The sequence below is a fragment of the Agrobacterium sp. D14 genome, assembly GCF_001526505.1.
In the GTDB taxonomy this organism is placed as follows: Bacteria; Pseudomonadota; Alphaproteobacteria; order Rhizobiales; family Rhizobiaceae; genus Agrobacterium; species Agrobacterium leguminum.
The window spans coordinates 1-18959 of record NZ_ASXX01000037.1; the positions used below are offsets into that span (position 1 = coordinate 1).

The following is an 18959-nucleotide window of genomic DNA, read 5'->3' on the forward strand; positions in this document are numbered from 1 at the left end:
GGCGGCCGTACCGTCGGCGCCGGCATCGTTGCCTCGATCGTCGAGTAATTTCAAACCCGCAAGGGATTGAAGAAAACCCCGCTGGAAACGGCGGGGTTTTTTATTGCCTGAAAGGGCTCAGCAGTCGATGCGGACGATGTCGCCATCCTTGAGATGGAAGAATGCGTCCTGCGGCACATCGAGGCGCAATGCTTCCTCCTTTGGAAGGTTCGCATAGACGCCACGCAACAGGCGGCTGGTGATGCCGTGGCAGATGACGATCGCATCGCGAGCCTGTCTCTGCTGAATGGTCTCCAGGCTGCGGGCCACCCGGCTCGTCATTCTTTCGAACGTCTCACCGCCCGGCGCGTGGAAGAACCATTCGTATCGATCCAGCCCGTCGCGCATGCCGGGATATTCATAATCGATCTCGTAATCCGTCATGCCGTCCCATACGCCCATGCCGATCTCCATCAGGCCGGGATCGAGGGTGATGCCGTCGATCATGCCGATTTCGCCTGCGACGATCTCGCAGGTCTGTCTCGCCCTGCCGAGCGGGCTGGAGAAAATATGGACTTCATCGGTTTCGATCAGCGCGGCGAGCCTGCGGCCCATGCGCATAGCCTGTTGTCGCCCCAGTTCCGTCAGCGGCGAATCGACCTGACCCTGCCAGCGGCGAACGGCGTTGAATTCGGTCTGGCCGTGACGGACGAGATAGATGCTCATGGGCGTTCCTGTGAAATGCGGGGAAGATCAGCGAATTGAACGATGTACCCCGTGGGCGGGGTGTGCCAGGGTATTTTGCCAGACAATGTGAAAAAACAAAAAACACACTTGCCATTCTTTTCCCTGCACCTTAAAGGAGCGCATACCGAATTGGCCAAGCGATTTCGCGGTCGGTTCAGGTGATCAAGGGGTATAGCTCAGTTGGTAGAGCGGCGGTCTCCAAAACCGCAGGTCGGGGGTTCGAGCCCCTCTGCCCCTGCCACTTTCCATTCGCAAGCGCGGGTCCTCGCTGCATGGCAGATGGGTGCCGGATTTCCGGCGAATTTCGCGGAATGTCGATTTCCTCTTGTTAAAAAGGGAATCGGTGTTTATGTAGGGTCAAAACAGACACGCGGTGCGTGGGGCTGATTAGTTCGGCTTTACGCGCCGTAATTGCGTGGGCAGTCAATGGCATCCAAAACCAATCCGTTTACGTTTCTGCAGCAGGTTCGCGCCGAAGCGTCAAAAATCACTTGGCCGTCGCGCCGCGAGACCATGATTTCGACGGCTATGGTGCTGGTGATGGTCATTTTTGCGGCTCTGTTCTTCTTTGCTGCGGATCAGCTCATCGGCTGGCTGCTCAGCCTGGTGCTGAACGTAGGCCGGTAACGGCGCGGTCAAAGGCCCGGTGGAAGGATCGAACGGAGAATAAAAATGGCAGCGCGCTGGTATATCGTTCACGCATATTCGAATTTCGAAAAGAAGGTCGCCGAGTCGATCGAGGAAAAGGCCCGCCAGAAGGGTCTGGATCATCTTTTCGAGAAAATCCTCGTGCCGACCGAAAAGGTGGTCGAGGTGCGTCGTGGCCGCAAGGTCGATAGCGAGCGCAAGTTTTTCCCAGGTTACGTGCTGGTGCGCGCCAACCTGACGGATGAGGCCTATCACCTCATCAAGAACACGCCGAAGGTTACCGGTTTCCTCGGTTCGGACAGCAAGCCTGTTCCGATTCCCGATTATGAAGCCGAGCGTATCCTCGGTCAGGTTCAGGAAGGTGTCGAGCGTCCGAAGTCTTCGGTTTCGTTCGAGATTGGCGAGCAGGTTCGCGTTTCCGACGGTCCGTTCGCGTCGTTCAACGGCGTGGTTCAGGATGTCGACGAAGAGCGTTCGCGCCTGAAGGTGGAAGTGTCGATTTTCGGCCGCGCTACGCCGGTCGAGCTGGAATACAATCAGGTCGAAAAGGTCTGATTGGCGGGGCGAGACCCCAAGCGCGTGGAAGGCTAACTGGCTCTTTAAGCCGGGGCAGGGCGCCGCACCACGCAACCGCAGCCGCCGGAGCAATCCGGCTTAAGAGAAGCCGGGTAACCGGTTTGAATTGAAAGGCAGAGAGATATGGCTAAGAAAGTTGCAGGCCAGCTCAAGTTGCAGGTAAAGGCCGGGGCGGCCAATCCGTCCCCGCCGATCGGTCCGGCACTTGGTCAGCGTGGCATTAACATCATGGAATTCTGCAAGGCGTTCAATGCCGCCACGCAGGAAATGGAAAAGGGTATGCCGATCCCGGTCGTCATCACCTATTACCAGGACAAGTCCTTCACCTTCGTCATGAAGCAGCCGCCGATGACCTACTGGCTGAAGAAGGAAGCAAAGATCACCTCCGGTTCCAAGACGCCTGGCAAGGGCGCCAAGGTCGGCTCCATCACCAAGGCTCAGGTCAAGACGATCGCTGAAGCCAAGATGAAGGATCTGAACGCAGCCGACATCGAAGGCGCAATGGCAATGGTTGAGGGCTCTGCCCGCGCCATGGGCCTGGAAGTGGTAGGTTGATCATGGCCAAGGTAGCAAAGCGCATTCAGAAGATCCGCGAAGGCGTGGATCCTAACAAGCTTTACGTTCTCACCGACGCCATTTCGATGGTCAAGGAACGTGCTGTCGCCAAGTTCGACGAAACCGTTGAAGTTTCGATGAACCTCGGCGTTGACCCGCGCCATGCGGACCAGATGGTTCGCGGCGTCGTCAACCTGCCGAACGGCACCGGCCGTGACGTTCGCGTCGCCGTCTTCGCCCGTGGCGCCAAGGCTGATGAAGCCACGGCTGCTGGCGCTGACGTTGTCGGTGCAGAAGAACTGGTTGAAATCGTTCAGGGCGGCAAGATCGACTTCGATCGTTGCATCGCGACCCCGGACATGATGCCGCTCGTCGGCCGTCTCGGCAAGGTACTCGGCCCGCGTGGCATGATGCCGAACCCGAAGGTCGGTACGGTGACGATGGATGTTGCCGGCGCCGTCAAGGCGTCCAAGGGCGGCGCTGTCGAGTTCCGCGTCGAAAAGGCCGGTATCGTACACGCTGGCGTTGGCAAGGCTTCGTTCGACGCCAAGGCTCTTGAAGAAAACATCAAGGCTTTCGCCGATGCCGTCATCAAGGCAAAGCCGACGGGTGCCAAGGGCAACTACGTCAAGCGCGTCGCGATTTCCTCGACCATGGGTCCGGGCGTCAAGATCGACCCTTCGTCGGTTACGGCTTAATCAATTCTCGCGCTTCCCAAGGGAAGTGCGAATAAAAGAATTTCCGGCTCCCAGGAGCCGGAGATTTCCGGGGAAACCCGGAACTCCTGTCCGAGATTGCGGGTGGCCATGTCTTTCGGGACCTGGCCTTAATCATTCAACCTGCATGAGACGGGTGAGGCTGGATTTGAGGCATCCTAGATGCCTGACTGTCCGGTTCGAACCTGGTGTGCCTGTGCCTGAAGCCGTTTGCGGCGACAGAGCGGGGGACAGGATCCTCGAGCGTCGCTCGGGATCTTTGTAAAAAGGTCCCTTGGGGCAAAGGCAAACCCGACGGGTTCACATGTTGTGTTCCCGTCTACTGGAGACAGACAGTGGAAAGAGCGGAAAAACGCGAATTCGTCACGGAGCTGAACGAAGTCTTCAAGGCTTCCGGTTCGGTTGTCGTGGCCCACTATGCTGGTGTCACCGTTGCGCAGATGAACGACTTCCGTTCGAAGATGCGCGCTGCCGGAGGCACCGTCAAGGTCGCGAAGAACCGCCTGGCCAAGATCGCTCTTCAGGGCACGGAGTCGGAAGGGATGACAGATCTCTTCAAGGGCCAGACGCTGATTGCATACAGCGTCGACCCGATGATCGCTCCGAAAGTCGTCATGGATTTCGCCAAGACCAACGACAAGGTCGTTGTTCTCGGTGGCGCCATGGGTGCAACCACGCTCAACGCCGAAGCAGTCAAGTCGCTTGCGACCCTGCCTTCGCTGGACGAGCTGCGCGCAAAGCTGCTGGGCCTTCTCAATGCCCCGGCAACCCGCGTCGCTACGGTTGTCGCCGCACCTGCAAGCCAGCTGGCACGGGTGTTCTCGGCTTACGCCAAGAAGGACGAAGCCGCTTAAGGCGGTTTTTCGCTGTAAATATTCAAACTGGTTCGAACTGAACAAAAGGAACTATCAAAATGGCTGATCTCGCAAAGATCGTAGACGACCTCTCCTCGCTGACCGTTCTGGAAGCTGCAGAACTGTCCAAGCTTCTCGAAGAAAAGTGGGGCGTTTCCGCTGCTGCTCCGGTAGCTGTTGCTGCTGTTGCTGGCGGTGCAGGCGCTGCTGCTGCTGCTGAAGAAGAAAAGACTGAATTCGACGTGATCCTGGTTGACGCTGGCGCCAACAAGATCAACGTCATCAAGGAAGTCCGCGCTATCACGGGCCTCGGCCTGAAGGAAGCCAAGGACCTCGTTGAAGGCGCTCCGAAGGCTGTCAAGGAAGCTGTTTCCAAGGCTGAAGCTGCTGATCTCAAGAAGAAGCTTGAAGAAGCCGGCGCTAAGGTCGACGTTAAGTAATCTTGCGATTACTGGCGGGAAGGGGCTTCATGCCCCTTTCCGTCGTCATCGTTTTTAAAACTCATTACCCAAAAGCCGCGTGAAAATGGCTTTTGGGTAATGGGTTCTTCAAGAGAATGGTTCCGAACCGGCTCATCTAGGCAATCCGGCCTGATCGATCCGGGATGTGGAACGAGATTGATGACACCCATTGCTTGACGGGATCGACTGGCCATCGGTTCCCGTCCGTTGCAGGCCCGGATGCAATTTTAAAGGAGCGACGATGGCTCAGACCCTTTCGTTTAACGGTCGCAGGCGCGTACGCAAGTTTTTCGGCAAAATTCCAGAAGTAGCGGAAATGCCGAACCTCATCGAGGTTCAGAAGGCTTCGTACGACCAGTTTCTCATGGTTGACGAGCCCAAGGGTGGCCGTCCCGACGAGGGATTGAATGCCGTATTCAAGTCCGTATTCCCGATCACCGATTTTTCCGGTGCCTCCATGCTTGAATTCGTGTCCTACGAATTCGAAGCGCCGAAGTTCGACGTCGAGGAATGCCGTCAGCGCGATCTGACCTATGCTGCGCCGCTCAAGGTGACGCTGCGCCTCATCGTGTTCGATATCGATGAAGATACGGGCGCGAAGTCCATCAAGGACATCAAGGAACAGTCCGTCTACATGGGCGACATGCCGCTCATGACCAATAACGGTACGTTCATCGTCAACGGCACCGAGCGCGTCATCGTTTCGCAGATGCACCGTTCGCCGGGCGTGTTCTTCGATCACGACAAGGGCAAGAGCCATTCTTCCGGCAAGCTGCTCTTCGCTGCCCGCGTCATCCCCTATCGCGGTTCCTGGCTCGACATCGAGTTCGACGCCAAGGACATCGTCTATGCGCGTATCGACCGTCGCCGCAAAATCCCCGTGACCTCGCTGCTGATGGCGCTTGGCATGGATGGCGAAGACATTCTGTCGACCTTCTACACCAAGGCTTCCTATGAGCGCGACGGCGACGGCTGGCGCATTCCGTTCCAGCCCGAGACGCTGAAGAACGCCAAGGTCATCACCGACATGATCGACGCCGATACCGGCGAAGTCGTGGTCGAAGGTGGCAAGAAGCTGACCCCGCGCCTGATCCGCCAGCTGACGGAGAAGGGCCTGAAGGCGCTGAAGGCGACCGACGAAGACCTCTACGGCAACTATCTGGCCGAAGACATCGTCAACTACGAGACGGGTGAAATCTATCTCGAAGCCGGCGACGAAATCGACGAGAAGACCCTCGGTCTCATCCTGCAGTCCGGCTTCGACGAGATTCCGGTCCTCAACATCGACCACGTCAATGTTGGCGCCTATATCCGCAACACGCTGTCTGCCGACAAGAACGAGAACCGTCAGGAAGCCCTGTTCGACATCTACCGCGTCATGCGTCCGGGTGAGCCGCCGACCATGGAATCGGCGGAAGCGATGTTCAACTCGCTGTTCTTCGATGCGGAGCGTTACGATCTGTCGGCCGTTGGCCGCGTCAAGATGAACATGCGCCTCGACCTCGATGCGGAAGACACCGTGCGCACGCTGCGCAAGGAAGACATCCTCGCCGTCGTCAAGATGCTGGTCGAACTGCGCGACGGCAAGGGCGAAATCGACGACATCGACAACCTCGGCAACCGCCGTGTCCGTTCTGTCGGCGAACTGATGGAAAACCAGTATCGTCTGGGCCTTCTGCGCATGGAACGTGCGATCAAGGAACGTATGTCCTCGATCGAAATCGACACCGTGATGCCGCAGGACCTGATCAACGCGAAGCCGGCAGCAGCCGCCGTTCGCGAATTCTTCGGTTCCTCGCAGCTGTCGCAGTTCATGGACCAGGTGAACCCGCTTTCGGAAATCACCCACAAGCGCCGTCTTTCGGCTCTTGGACCGGGCGGTCTTACCCGCGAGCGCGCCGGCTTCGAAGTCCGCGACGTTCACCCGACCCATTACGGCCGTATTTGCCCGATCGAAACGCCGGAAGGCCCGAACATCGGTCTGATCAACTCGCTTGCAACCTTCGCCCGCGTCAACAAGTACGGCTTCATCGAAAGCCCGTACCGCAAGATCGTCGACGGTAAGGTGACCAACGACGTGATCTACCTCTCCGCCATGGAAGAGGCCAAGTATTACGTCGCGCAGGCCAACGCGCCGCTCAATGAAGACGGTTCGTTCTCGGAAGAGTTCGTCGTCTGCCGTCACTCGGGCGAAGTTATGCTCGCACCGCGCGACAACATCAACCTGATGGACGTTTCGCCGAAGCAGCTCGTTTCGGTCGCAGCGGCTCTCATTCCGTTCCTGGAAAACGACGACGCCAACCGCGCTCTCATGGGCTCGAACATGCAGCGTCAGGCCGTTCCGCTTCTGCGCGCCGAGGCACCGTTCGTCGGTACCGGCATGGAGCCGATCGTCGCCCGTGACTCCGGCGCTGCCATCGCAGCCCGTCGTGGCGGTGTGGTCGATCAGGTGGATGCGACCCGTATCGTTATCCGCGCCACGGAAGACCTCGATGCCGGCAAGTCCGGTGTTGACATCTACCGTCTGCAGAAGTTCCAGCGTTCGAACCAGAACACCTGCGTCAACCAGCGTCCGCTGGTTTCCGTCGGCGACAACATCTCCAAGGGCGATATCATCGCGGACGGTCCGTCGACCGACCTCGGCGATCTGGCTCTCGGCCGCAACGCGCTCGTCGCGTTCATGCCCTGGAACGGCTACAACTACGAAGACTCGATCCTGATGTCGGAGCGTATCGTTTCCGACGACGTGTTCACCTCCATCCACATCGAAGAATTCGAAGTGATGGCGCGCGACACGAAGCTTGGTCCGGAAGAAATCACGCGCGACATTCCGAACGTTTCGGAAGAGGCGCTGAAGAACCTCGACGAAGCCGGTATCGTTTACATCGGTGCGGAAGTTCAGCCGGGCGACATCCTCGTCGGCAAGATCACGCCGAAGGGTGAAAGCCCGATGACGCCGGAAGAAAAGCTTCTGCGCGCCATCTTCGGTGAAAAGGCTTCCGACGTTCGCGACACCTCCATGCGCATGCCTCCGGGCACGTTCGGTACGGTCGTTGAAGTCCGCGTCTTCAACCGTCACGGTGTGGAGAAGGACGAGCGCGCGATGGCTATCGAGCGCGAAGAGATCGAGCGTCTGGCGAAGGACCGCGACGACGAGCAGGCGATCCTCGACCGTAACGTCTACGGCCGTCTGATCGACATGCTGCGTGGCCACGTTTCCATCGCCGGTCCGAAGGGCTTCAAGAAGGGCGTCGAGCTTTCCAACGCCGTCGTTTCCGAATATCCCCGCTCGCAGTGGTGGATGTTCGCAGTCGAAGACGAAAAGGCTCAGTCCGAGCTGGAAGCGCTTCGTGGCCAGTACGACGAATCCAAGTCGCGCCTTGAACAGCGCTTCATGGACAAGGTCGAAAAGGTCCAGCGCGGCGATGAAATGCCTCCGGGCGTCATGAAGATGGTCAAGGTCTTCGTTGCCGTTAAGCGCAAGATCCAGCCGGGCGACAAGATGGCCGGCCGTCACGGTAACAAGGGCGTCGTCTCGCGTATCGTTCCGGTCGAGGACATGCCGTTCCTCGAAGACGGCACGCATGTCGACATCTGCTTGAACCCGCTTGGCGTGCCTTCGCGCATGAACGTCGGCCAGATCCTCGAAACCCACCTCGCATGGGCATGCGCAGGCATGGGCAAGAAGATCGGCGAGATGCTCGAAGAGTATCGCAAGACGATGGACATCAGCGAGCTTCGCAGCGAGCTGACGGAAATCTACGCGTCTGAAGCCAATGACGAGGTTCAGCGTTTCGACGACGACTCGCTGGTGAAGCTTGCCGAAGAAGCCAAGCGCGGTGTTTCCATCGCGACCCCGGTTTTTGACGGTGCGCATGAGCCTGACGTTGCCGCGATGCTGAAGAAGGCAGGTCTGCATGAATCCGGTCAGTCCGTCCTTTACGACGGTCGTACCGGTGAGCCGTTCGACCGCAAGGTCACCGTCGGCTACATGTACATGATCAAGCTGAACCACCTTGTCGACGACAAGATCCACGCTCGCTCGATCGGTCCTTACTCGCTCGTTACCCAGCAGCCGCTGGGCGGCAAGGCGCAGTTCGGCGGACAGCGCTTCGGGGAAATGGAAGTCTGGGCTCTGGAAGCATACGGCGCGGCTTACACGCTGCAGGAAATGCTCACCGTCAAGTCGGACGACGTGGCGGGCCGCACCAAGGTTTACGAAGCGATCGTCCGTGGCGACGACACCTTCGAAGCCGGTATTCCGGAGAGCTTCAACGTTCTCGTCAAGGAAATGCGGTCGCTCGGTCTTTCGGTCGAACTGGAAAACTCGAAGATCGAGAACCAGCCCGAAGACCAGCTGCCCGACGCGGCGGAATAAGACGATAGAGGCGGGCGCCTTCAAGGGCGCCTGCCGGTTTCCCGGACGGTATTGGCCGGTTCGGGACACTTTCGCCGCATTATGCGGTTAATCCGTATTTAAAGCTCTGGACGGTGACCCGGGAAGAAGCCGGTCCAGATGCAAACAGGGGCAGCAGCTAGCCTCTCAAGGAGACAAGGCATGAACCAAGAGGTCATGAATCTTTTCAATCCTCAGGTGCCTGCGCAGCATTTCGATTCCATCCGGATTTCGATCGCTTCGCCGGAAAAAATCCTGTCGTGGTCCTACGGCGAGATCAAGAAGCCGGAAACCATCAATTACCGTACGTTCAAGCCGGAACGCGACGGTCTCTTCTGCGCGCGCATCTTCGGACCGATCAAGGACTATGAGTGCCTGTGCGGCAAGTACAAGCGCATGAAGTACAAGGGCATCATCTGCGAAAAGTGCGGTGTCGAAGTGACGCTGTCGCGCGTTCGCCGTGAGCGCATGGGCCATATCGAGCTCGCAGCGCCGGTTGCCCATATCTGGTTCCTGAAGTCGCTTCCCTCGCGTATCTCGACCCTGCTCGACATGACGCTGAAGGATGTCGAGCGCGTTCTCTATTTCGAGAACTACATCGTCACGGAACCCGGCCTCACTTCGCTGAAGCAGAACCAGCTTCTGTCCGAAGAAGAGTACATGATCGCCGTTGACGAGTTTGGCGAAGACCAGTTCACCGCCATGATCGGCGCTGAAGCCATCTATGAGATGCTGGCTTCGATGAACCTCGAAAAGATCGCCGGCGACCTGCGCGTCGAGCTTGCTGAAACGACTTCTGACCTGAAGCAGAAGAAGCTGATGAAGCGCCTGAAGATCGTCGAGAACTTCATGGAAAGCGGCAACCGTCCGGAATGGATGATCATGAAGGTCGTTCCGGTCATTCCGCCGGACCTGCGCCCGCTGGTTCCGCTGGATGGCGGCCGTTTCGCGACGTCCGACCTTAACGATCTCTATCGCCGCGTCATCAACCGTAACAACCGTCTGAAGCGCCTGATCGAGCTTCGTGCGCCGGGTATCATCATCCGCAACGAAAAGCGTATGCTGCAGGAATCCGTCGATGCGCTGTTCGACAACGGCCGTCGCGGCCGCGTCATCACGGGCGCCAACAAGCGTCCGCTGAAGTCGCTCTCCGACATGCTCAAGGGCAAGCAGGGCCGTTTCCGCCAGAACCTTCTCGGCAAGCGCGTCGACTATTCCGGTCGTTCGGTCATCGTGACCGGTCCGGAACTGAAGCTGCACCAGTGCGGCCTGCCGAAGAAGATGGCGCTCGAACTGTTCAAGCCGTTCATCTATGCCCGCCTCGACGCCAAGGGTTACTCCTCGACCGTCAAGCAGGCCAAGAAGCTGGTTGAAAAGGAAAAGCCGGAAGTCTGGGATATCCTCGACGAGGTCATCCGCGAGCATCCGGTTCTCCTGAACCGCGCACCGACGCTGCACCGTCTGGGTATCCAGGCTTTCGAACCCATGCTGGTCGAAGGCAAGGCCATCCAGCTGCACCCGCTCGTCTGCACGGCCTTCAACGCCGACTTCGACGGTGACCAGATGGCTGTTCACGTTCCGCTTTCGCTGGAAGCCCAGCTCGAAGCGCGCGTGCTGATGATGTCGACCAACAACATCCTGCATCCGGCAAACGGCCACCCGATCATCGTTCCTTCGCAGGACATGGTTCTCGGCCTGTATTACCTGTCGATCATGAACCAGAACGAGCCGGGCGAAGGCATGGCCTTCTCGGATATCGGCGAGTTGCATCACGCGCTTGAAAACAAGGTCGTGACGCTGCATGCCAAGATCCGCGGCCGCTTCAAGACCGTGGATGCCGATGGCAAGCCGGTTTCGAAGATCCATGAGACGACCCCCGGCCGTATGCTGATTGGCGAACTTCTGCCGAAGAACGTCAACGTGCCTTTCGACGTCTGCAACCAGGAAATGACCAAGAAGAACATCTCCAAGATGATCGACACGGTCTACCGTCATTGCGGCCAGAAAGACACGGTCATCTTCTGCGACCGCATCATGCAGCTCGGCTTTGCCCATGCCTGCCGCGCCGGCATTTCGTTCGGCAAGGACGACATGGTCATTCCGGACAGCAAGGTGAAGATCGTCGGCGACACCGAAGCTCTCGTGAAGGAATACGAACAGCAGTATAACGATGGTCTCATTACCCAGGGCGAAAAGTACAACAAGGTTGTCGACGCCTGGGGCAAGGCTACCGAAAAGGTCGCCGAAGAAATGATGGCACGCATCAAGGCTGTCGAGTTCGATCCGGAAACGGGCCGCCAGAAGCCGATGAACTCCATCTACATGATGTCGCACTCGGGTGCTCGTGGTTCTCCGAACCAGATGCGTCAGCTGGGCGGCATGCGCGGCCTGATGGCGAAGCCGTCGGGTGAAATCATCGAGACGCCGATCATCTCGAACTTCAAGGAAGGCCTGACCGTTAACGAGTACTTCAACTCGACCCACGGTGCCCGTAAGGGTCTTGCAGACACCGCCCTGAAGACGGCGAACTCGGGTTACCTGACCCGTCGTCTCGTCGACGTCGCGCAGGATTGCATCGTCAACTCCAGGGATTGCGGCACCGACAAGGGCCTCACCATGACCGCCATCGTCGATGCCGGTCAGGTCGTTGCCTCGCTCGGCGCACGTATCCTCGGCCGTACGGCCCTGGACGACATCGATCATCCGGTTTCCGGCGAAAACATCGTCAAGGCCGGCACGCTGATCGACGAAGCCGACGTGGCTGCCATCGAGAAGGCCGGTATCCAGTCCGTCCGCATCCGTTCGGCTCTGACCTGCGAAGTGCAGATCGGCGTCTGCGGCGTGTGCTACGGTCGTGACCTTGCACGCGGTACGCCTGTCAACATGGGCGAAGCCGTCGGCGTCATCGCCGCACAGTCCATCGGTGAACCGGGCACGCAGCTTACCATGCGTACCTTCCACCTTGGCGGTACGGCGAACGTGGTCGATCAGTCGTTCCTCGAAGCCTCTTACGAGGGCACGATTGCGATCAAGAACCGCAACATCCTGCGCAACTCCGAAGGCGCACTCATCGCGATGGGCCGTAACATGGCCGTCACCATTCTCGATGAGCGTGGCCAGGAGCGGTCTTCGCAGCGCGTTGCCTATGGTTCGAAGATCTTCGTTGACGACGGCGACAAGGTTAAGCGCGGTCAGCGCCTTGCAGAGTGGGACCCCTACACCCGTCCGATGATGACGGAAGTGGAAGGTACCGTTTACTTCGAGGACCTCGTCGACGGCCTCTCCGTTCTGGAAGCCACCGACGAATCCACCGGCATCACCAAGCGTCAGGTTATCGACTGGCGTTCAACGCCGCGCGGTTCGGACCTCAAGCCCGCAATCGTCATCAAGGACGCTTCCGGTGCTGTTGCGAAGCTTGCCCGTGGTGGCGAAGCCCGCTTCCAGCTCTCGGTCGACGCCATCCTGTCGGTCGAGCCGGGTGCGAAGGTCTCCCAGGGTGACGTTCTTGCACGTTCGCCGCTGGAAAGCGCCAAGACGAAGGACATCACCGGCGGTCTGCCGCGCGTTGCTGAACTGTTCGAAGCCCGTCGTCCGAAGGACCACGCCATCATCGCAGAGATCGATGGTACGATCCGTCTCGGCCGCGACTACAAGAACAAGCGTCGCGTGATGATCGAGCCTGCGGAAGACGGCGTCGAGCCGGTCGAATACCTGATCCCGAAGGGCAAGCCCTTCCACCTTCAGGAAGGCGACTATATCGAAAAGGGTGAATACATCCTCGACGGTAACCCGGCACCGCACGACATTCTGGCGATCAAGGGCGTGGAGGCTCTGGCTTCCTACCTCGTGAACGAAATCCAGGAAGTCTACCGACTGCAGGGCGTTGTGATCAACGACAAGCACATTGAGGTGATCGTTCGCCAGATGCTGCAGAAGGTCGAGATCACCGATGCGGGCGACAGCCAGTACATCGTCGGCGACAATGTCGACCGTATCGAGCTGGACGACATGAACGACCGCCTGATCGAGGAAGGCAAGAAGCCGGCTTACGGCGATCCTGTCCTGCTCGGTATCACCAAGGCTTCGCTGCAGACGCCGTCCTTCATCTCGGCCGCATCCTTCCAGGAAACCACCAAGGTTCTCACGGAAGCTGCAATCGCCGGCAAGACGGACACGCTGCAGGGCCTCAAGGAAAACGTCATCGTCGGCCGTCTCATCCCGGCCGGTACTGGCGGCACCATGACGCAGATCCGCCGCATCGCCACCTCGCGCGACGACCTCATTCTCGAGGAACGCCGCAAGGGCACCGGTGCAGGCTCTGCGAACCAGATGCTGCAGGACATGACGGACCAGGCTCCGGCCGCCGAATAAGGCGGGAAGGGCAGGGGCTTTGCGAAGCCCCGCCAAAGTTCAGAACAAAACGCCCGGAGCAATCCGGGCGTTTTTGTTTATGTGGAACAGGGACCTGTGGCTTTTGCGGTCGGGCGACGTCTCCAGCCACGTGCGGCGGGGTCAGCCCTGTTCGCGGATGTTATAACGGGTGAGGACGGAAAGCCGGCGAACGAGATCGGTCTGGCCCGTGCTGCCGGTCTTCGCATAGATCGACTTGGCGTTGCTGCGCACCGTTTCGTGGGAAATCTGCAATTGCTTCGCCACGGCGGGAAGCGAAAGCCCCTTCATGATTTCCAGCGCTACACGGGCCTCACCCCTGGTGAGGTCGTAAAGCCCCTTTAGCAGTGAGGTCGCATCGGCGACGGTGCCCATGGGTTGCGATATCAGCACGATGGCGCAGCCTTTCGGGGACAAATCCAGCGCGTTCCTGCGCAACGGTATGACGTGGAGGATGCAGGACCGATCTTCGCCGGTCGGCAGCGGGAAAGAGCCGATATTATGCCCGGCAAGCGCCTTATAGAGCAGCCGGTTCACTCTTTCGTCGGCAATCACGATCCTGTCGTGGGCGCGGGTGGAAATACATTTCCTGAGGGAGAGAAACATGTCGTTTGCGGAAAGCACACGTCCGCTCGCCTGAAGCACGGCCGCCGGCGCCCCGATGGCGTTCAGTCCAAGCGTCATGGCGTCGGCTTTCTGCCGCTGCAGCCGGGTTGCCAGCGTGAGGCTGCGGGCAATATGCGGTCTCAGCCGGTCGAGCGCCGCCATGGTTTCCGGCCCTATGACGCCGCTATCGAGCTTGCGTTCGAAAAGCACCGTCATTGCCGGATGGTCGGGCGGCGCAACCTGGGTGGCCGCGCCATATCCCAGTCCGCGCGGTATCAGGAAATCGCGCACGATCGGCAGGCCGGCCCATTCATCATGGGTGAAGACATCGAAATCCTGCACGAAGGAAAATTGTCCCTCACGGATTGCGCGGGTGAGGCGGTCGTTTCTGCGGTTCCAGCCGCCATCCATGAAGGCCTGCATCAGTTCCTGGAAATTGGGCGTGTAAAGCCAGGCTTCTTCTTCACCCTTGCCCCAGGTAAGGGCGCCACCCCAGAAATCCAGCCGGTGGCCGATGGCGGCAATGACCTGTGCCCAACGATCGGGGAAAAGCGCTGCCTCGTAAATGTCATCGATAATGTCTGCCGACAATATATTATTCAACCCGTCACTGGAATCTTGTGTCGGGGCTATTTAAACCTCATATTCCGTTATTGTTCAACGTATAATCAAATAATACTATTGTATTCAAAGTATATAATCTATGAGTGACTTAATATATTGACCAATTTGCCAAAGGGATCGCGCAGAAACAGCCGGCGCACGCCCCAGGCCTCGGTAACCGGGCCATAGTCGATCGGCAAGCCCGCTTTCAGGATTCTTTCGTGGATCTCTTCGAAATTATCGACCTCGATGGAAAGGTCCGGCACGGCAGTGCCGGAGCCGCCTTCGCTTGCGAAGCTGACCTGCGCCCTGGCTTCGAGCGGACTGGCATAGGTCAGGATCCAGCCGTGGTCCATGGCGACGGTCATGCCGAGAATATCGCCATAGAACGCCTGAGCCCGCGCGGGTTCCGGCGTTGCGATGTTGGCGACGACACGTCTTACCGCCACGGACCTGCGCCTCAGGCGAAGCGGATGATGGCGACTTCGCCTTCGAGCGCGCCCTGATAGGCGGAGGCGTGCGGCTCTTCATCCGGAACGTCGGTCAGCATGCCGATCTGGTCGAGATCGGCTTCGATGAAACCTTCCTCGGAAAGCGCGTTCAGCGTTTCGCGCACGGCGGTATCGTCATCCGGCGCCCGCAGGATGACATGGATGTCGATGCCCTCGGAATTGTCGGTCTCATAGGCCTTGCCGATGACGATGAAGACCATCGGCTCGTCGCGTCCGTTGTCGTTGTCGGGGAGGGTGCTCATGACGCGGTTCCTTGATCTGTCGTTGCTGTGATGCGGGCCGAGGGAATCGGTCCCGCCCATGGCGGAGCGGCTCCGGTCCGCCATAGGGAATCAATAGACGGATTTTATGAAAAGCCAAAGCGTGGAGGTCAAAATCGCTGCCTTCTGTGCCGACTTATGTTAAAGCGGGTTGGAAATGGCCCGGACGTGGGCTTTGCGGCCATGGGTGGCGGCGCAAAATGTGGATTCACCCTTGACGAAAGCTGGCTAAAACAGTAGTACGCCCGCCATCGGAGCCTCTGTGGGTGCTGGCCGTTCGGTAACCTTTTTCCCGAACATCATCTCAAACGGGTCTCCATTGCACGTAGAAGACACGAATGTTGCACGCAAGACGCCTCATCCGGTGTCCTCTGCTCTTGGTGGTCCATCCGTGAAAACGGATCGGGCCACGTTTTGCGCATGAGGATATATGCGTGCATCGTCGCCGGCAACGGCATAGCCGCCACCCGTGAGGGTGGCTAAAGTAGTTTTTGCAAGGGATGGTTATATGCCTACCGTAAACCAGCTGATCCGCAAGCCTCGCCAGGCACAGGTAAAGCGCAACAAGGTTCCTGCTCTTCAGGAAAACCCGCAGAAGCGTGGTGTTTGCACCCGCGTTTACACGACGACCCCGAAGAAGCCGAACTCGGCTCTGCGTAAGGTTGCCAAGATCCGCCTCACCAACGGCTTCGAAGTCATCGGCTACATTCCGGGCGAAGGTCATAACCTTCAGGAACACTCCGTGGTCATGATCCGCGGCGGCCGCGTAAAGGACTTGCCGGGCGTGCGTTACCACATCATCCGCGGTGTTCTCGATACCCAGGGCGTCAAGAACCGCAAGCAGCGCCGCTCCAAGTACGGTGCGAAGCGTCCGAAGTAATTCGGGTTTAAACAAATTCCGGCGCTGCGCGAGGTTCTCCGCGTGGTTTAGCGTCAATAACATTGAGAGACAAAGAATATGTCCCGTCGCCATAGTGCAGAAAAGCGTGAGATCAACCCGGACCCGAAGTTCGGCGATCTGGTCGTCACCAAGTTCATGAACGCCATCATGCTTCACGGCAAGAAGTCGGTCGCAGAAAGCATCGTTTACGGCGCGTTCGACGTTGTTCAGGGCAAGACGAAGCAGGAGCCGCTCGGCGTGTTCCACTCCGCCCTCGACAACGTTGCTCCGCACGTTGAAGTGCGTTCGCGCCGCGTTGGTGGTGCCACGTATCAGGTTCCCGTCGACGTTCGCCCCGAGCGCCGTCAGGCCCTCGCTATCCGCTGGCTGATCACGGCTGCCCGCAAGCGCAACGAAACGACCATGGTCGATCGCCTTTCCGGCGAACTCATGGACGCTGCGAACAACCGCGGTTCCGCTGTCAAGAAGCGCGAAGACACGCACAAGATGGCCGACGCCAACCGCGCATTCTCGCATTACCGCTGGTAATCTTAACCGGTCGCATATCGAAAGGCAGTCCATTATGGCTCGCGAATATAAAATCGAAGACTACCGCAATTTCGGTATCATGGCGCATATCGACGCCGGCAAGACGACGACCACCGAGCGTATCCTTTATTACACCGGTAAGTCGCACAAGATCGGCGAAGTTCACGATGGCGCTGCCACGATGGACTGGATGGAGCAGGAGCAGGAGCGTGGTATCACCATCACCTCCGCTGCCACCACGACCTTCTGGAAGGGTCGCGACGGCAAGATGCGCCGCTTCAACATCATCGACACCCCCGGCCACGTCGACTTCACCATTGAAGTCGAGCGTTCGCTGCGCGTTCTCGACGGCGCCATCGCGCTGCTCGACGCCAACGCCGGTGTTGAGCCGCAGACGGAAACCGTCTGGCGTCAGGCCGAGAAGTATCATGTTCCGCGCATGATCTTCTGCAACAAGATGGACAAGACCGGTGCTGACTTCTACCGCTCGGTAGAAATGATCAAGACCCGTCTCGGCGCCATCGCCGTTGTCATGCAGCTGCCGATCGGCGCTGAGACCGAGTTCAAGGGCGTTATCGACCTGATCGAGATGAACGCACTCATCTGGCGCGACGAATCGCTCGGCGCTCAGTGGGACGTCGTCGAAATCCCGGAAGACATGAAGGCCAAGGCTGACGAATATCGCGAAAAGCTGATCGAGACCGTTGTCGAGATCGACGAAGAAGCGATGGAAGACTACCTGAACGGCATCATGCCCGACAACGACAAGATCCGTGCGCTCGTTCGCCGCGGCACCATCGACGTGAAGTTCCACCCGATGTTCTGCGGTACCGCGTTCAAGAACAAGGGCGTTCAGCCGCTTCTCGACGCTGTTGTCGACTACCTGCCTTCTCCGCTGGACATTCCGGCGATCAAGGGTATCGACTTCAAGACCGAAGCCGAAATCGAGCGTCATGCCGACGACAGCGAGCCGCTTTCCATGCTCGCGTTCAAGATCATGAACGACCCCTTCGTCGGTTCGCTGACCTTCGCACGTATCTACTCGGGCAAGCTCGAAAAGGGTACGTCTGTCATCAACACGGTCAAGGACAAGCGCGAGCGCGTCGGCCGTATGCTGCAGATGCACTCCAACAGCCGTGAAGACATCGAAGAAGCCTTTGCCGGCGACATCGTTGCTCTGGCTGGCCTCAAGGAAACCACCACTGGCGATACGCTCTGCGATCCGCTGAAGCCGGTTATCCTCGAGCGCATGGAATTCCCCGAGCCGGTCATCCAGATCGCGATCGAGCCGAAGACCAAGGGCGACCAGGAAAAGATGGGCCTCGCGCTCAACCGTCTGGCTGCTGAAGATCCTTCGTTCCGCGTCAAGACGGATGAAGAATCCGGTCAGACGATCATCGCGGGCATGGGCGAACTTCACCTCGACATTCTCGTTGACCGTATGCGTCGCGAATTCAAGGTTGAAGCAACCGTCGGCGCTCCGCAGGTTGCCTACCGCGAAACCATCACGCGTCAGCACGAAGAAGACTACACGCACAAGAAGCAGTCCGGTGGTACCGGTCAGTTCGCTCGCGTGAAGATCATCTTCGAACCGAACCCCGAAGGCGAAGACTTCAAGTTCGAATCCAAGATCGTTGGCGGTGCAGTTCCGAAGGAATACATCCCGGGCGTTCAGAAGGGTATCGAAAGCGTTCTGTCTTCCGGTCCGCTGGCTGGCTTCCCGATGCTCGGCGTCAAGGCGACGCTGGTCGACGGTGCATTCCACGATGTTGACTCGTCGGTTCTCGCCTTCGAAATCGCATCGCGTGCCTGCTTCCGTGAAGCAGCGAAGAAGGCTGGCGCACAGCTTCTCGAGCCGATGATGAAGGTCGAAGTCGTAACGCCGGAAGACTATGTCGGTGACGTTATCGGCGACCTGAACTCCCGTCGTGGTCAGATCCAGGGCCAGGAAAGCCGTGGTATCGCCGTCGTCATCAACGCGCATGTTCCGCTCGCGAACATGTTCAAGTACGTCGACAACCTGCGCTCCATGTCGCAGGGCCGTGCACAGTACTCGATGACGTTCGACCACTATTCGCCGGTTCCGTCGAACGTGGCGCAGGAAATCCAGGCTAAGTACTCCGGTCAGAAGTGATCGGGGTACGCCCCACCGAATTTTGAAGATTATTCCCGTCAAGGGACAAGAATGGAGAGCCACTAATGGCAAAGAGCAAGTTTGAGCGCAATAA

At 58.7% G+C, this 18959-nt stretch carries 15 protein-coding genes and 1 tRNA gene; 12 read left to right on the forward strand and 4 right to left on the reverse strand.

What is annotated here, in order from left to right; genetic code table 11:
* Positions 1 to 117: 117 nt before the first annotated feature.
* A complete protein-coding gene (locus L901_RS19190) occupies positions 118 to 705 on the reverse strand; it encodes a histidine phosphatase family protein (RefSeq protein ID WP_020812237.1) in 588 nt (195 codons plus the stop codon).
* 186 nt (positions 706 to 891) lie between these two features.
* Between L901_RS19190 and L901_RS19195 the strand changes: the two genes are divergently transcribed.
* From L901_RS19195 to rpoC, 9 genes are all read left to right on the forward strand, one after another.
* Positions 892 to 967 (forward strand) — tRNA-Trp (locus L901_RS19195).
* Positions 968 to 1152: 185 nt separating this feature from the next.
* Positions 1153 to 1353 carry a preprotein translocase subunit SecE gene (secE, locus tag L901_RS19200; protein WP_003523719.1) on the forward strand — a complete coding sequence of 67 codons (201 nt, stop codon included), beginning with the start codon at positions 1153 to 1155 and terminating at the stop codon, positions 1351 to 1353.
* A 45-nt stretch (positions 1354 to 1398) separates the two neighbouring features.
* Positions 1399 to 1929, forward strand: a complete 531-nt coding sequence (gene nusG / locus L901_RS19205) for a transcription termination/antitermination protein NusG (protein WP_003523721.1) — start codon at positions 1399 to 1401, stop codon at positions 1927 to 1929.
* A 144-nt stretch (positions 1930 to 2073) separates the two neighbouring features.
* A complete protein-coding gene (gene rplK / locus L901_RS19210; RefSeq protein WP_003523723.1) occupies positions 2074 to 2505 on the forward strand; it encodes a 50S ribosomal protein L11 in 432 nt (143 codons plus the stop codon).
* 2 nt (positions 2506 to 2507) lie between these two features.
* Entirely contained in the window at positions 2508 to 3203 is a 696-nt protein-coding gene (rplA, locus tag L901_RS19215) for a 50S ribosomal protein L1 (protein ID WP_003523724.1), read from the forward strand.
* 353 nt (positions 3204 to 3556) lie between these two features.
* Positions 3557 to 4075 carry a 50S ribosomal protein L10 gene (rplJ, locus tag L901_RS19220; protein ID WP_003523725.1) on the forward strand — a complete coding sequence of 173 codons (519 nt, stop codon included), beginning with the start codon at positions 3557 to 3559 and terminating at the stop codon, positions 4073 to 4075.
* A gap of 59 nt (positions 4076 to 4134) precedes the next feature.
* Positions 4135 to 4515: a 50S ribosomal protein L7/L12 gene (gene rplL, locus L901_RS19225; RefSeq protein ID WP_003523726.1), complete on the forward strand. Its 381-nt coding sequence runs from the start codon at positions 4135 to 4137 to the stop codon at positions 4513 to 4515.
* A 262-nt stretch (positions 4516 to 4777) separates the two neighbouring features.
* Positions 4778 to 8914, forward strand: a complete 4137-nt coding sequence (rpoB, locus tag L901_RS19230; RefSeq protein WP_003523727.1) for a DNA-directed RNA polymerase subunit beta — start codon at positions 4778 to 4780, stop codon at positions 8912 to 8914.
* 180 nt (positions 8915 to 9094) lie between these two features.
* Positions 9095 to 13303, forward strand: coding sequence for a DNA-directed RNA polymerase subunit beta' (gene rpoC / locus L901_RS19235; protein ID WP_059759618.1), 4209 nt, complete (start codon positions 9095 to 9097; stop codon positions 13301 to 13303).
* Positions 13304 to 13444: 141 nt separating this feature from the next.
* On the opposite strand, the gene L901_RS19240 is transcribed toward rpoC, so the two are convergent.
* The 3 genes from L901_RS19240 to L901_RS19250 form a co-directional block, all read right to left on the reverse strand.
* Entirely contained in the window at positions 13445 to 14530 is a 1086-nt protein-coding gene (locus L901_RS19240; RefSeq protein ID WP_082710729.1) for a helix-turn-helix transcriptional regulator, read from the reverse strand.
* Positions 14531 to 14628: 98 nt separating this feature from the next.
* Entirely contained in the window at positions 14629 to 14979 is a 351-nt protein-coding gene (locus tag L901_RS19245) for a VOC family protein (RefSeq protein WP_035262580.1), read from the reverse strand.
* An 11-nt stretch (positions 14980 to 14990) separates the two neighbouring features.
* Positions 14991 to 15284: a hypothetical protein gene (locus L901_RS19250; protein ID WP_035262574.1), complete on the reverse strand. Its 294-nt coding sequence runs from the start codon at positions 15282 to 15284 to the stop codon at positions 14991 to 14993.
* A 526-nt stretch (positions 15285 to 15810) separates the two neighbouring features.
* Here L901_RS19250 and rpsL point away from each other — a divergent pair.
* The 3 genes from rpsL (at position 15811) to fusA (ending at position 18865) form a co-directional block, all read left to right on the forward strand.
* The gene (gene rpsL, locus L901_RS19255; protein ID WP_003507760.1) at positions 15811 to 16182 is read left to right on the forward strand and encodes a 30S ribosomal protein S12; all 372 of its coding nucleotides are present in this window, start codon (positions 15811 to 15813) and stop codon (positions 16180 to 16182) included.
* Positions 16183 to 16260: 78 nt separating this feature from the next.
* Positions 16261 to 16731, forward strand: a complete 471-nt coding sequence (gene rpsG / locus L901_RS19260; RefSeq protein ID WP_003507761.1) for a 30S ribosomal protein S7 — start codon at positions 16261 to 16263, stop codon at positions 16729 to 16731.
* A 34-nt stretch (positions 16732 to 16765) separates the two neighbouring features.
* Entirely contained in the window at positions 16766 to 18865 is a 2100-nt protein-coding gene (fusA, locus tag L901_RS19265) for an elongation factor G (RefSeq protein WP_003523732.1), read from the forward strand.
* Positions 18866 to 18959 lie beyond the last annotated feature (94 nt).

Coding starts and splice junctions, on each gene's coding strand:
- L901_RS19190 (WP_020812237.1), bottom strand. CDS start 705: ATGAGCATCTATCTCGTCCGTCACGGCCAGACCGAATTCAACGCCGTT.
- rpsG (WP_003507761.1), top strand. CDS start 16,261: ATGTCCCGTCGCCATAGTGCAGAAAAGCGTGAGATCAACCCGGACCCG.
- rplK (WP_003523723.1), top strand. CDS start 2,074: ATGGCTAAGAAAGTTGCAGGCCAGCTCAAGTTGCAGGTAAAGGCCGGG.
- nusG (WP_003523721.1), top strand. CDS start 1,399: ATGGCAGCGCGCTGGTATATCGTTCACGCATATTCGAATTTCGAAAAG.
- rpoC (WP_059759618.1), top strand. CDS start 9,095: ATGAACCAAGAGGTCATGAATCTTTTCAATCCTCAGGTGCCTGCGCAG.
- secE (WP_003523719.1), top strand. CDS start 1,153: ATGGCATCCAAAACCAATCCGTTTACGTTTCTGCAGCAGGTTCGCGCC.
- L901_RS19250 (WP_035262574.1), bottom strand. CDS start 15,284: ATGAGCACCCTCCCCGACAACGACAACGGACGCGACGAGCCGATGGTC.
- rplA (WP_003523724.1), top strand. CDS start 2,508: ATGGCCAAGGTAGCAAAGCGCATTCAGAAGATCCGCGAAGGCGTGGAT.
- rpoB (WP_003523727.1), top strand. CDS start 4,778: ATGGCTCAGACCCTTTCGTTTAACGGTCGCAGGCGCGTACGCAAGTTT.
- rplL (WP_003523726.1), top strand. CDS start 4,135: ATGGCTGATCTCGCAAAGATCGTAGACGACCTCTCCTCGCTGACCGTT.
- rpsL (WP_003507760.1), top strand. CDS start 15,811: ATGCCTACCGTAAACCAGCTGATCCGCAAGCCTCGCCAGGCACAGGTA.
- fusA (WP_003523732.1), top strand. CDS start 16,766: ATGGCTCGCGAATATAAAATCGAAGACTACCGCAATTTCGGTATCATG.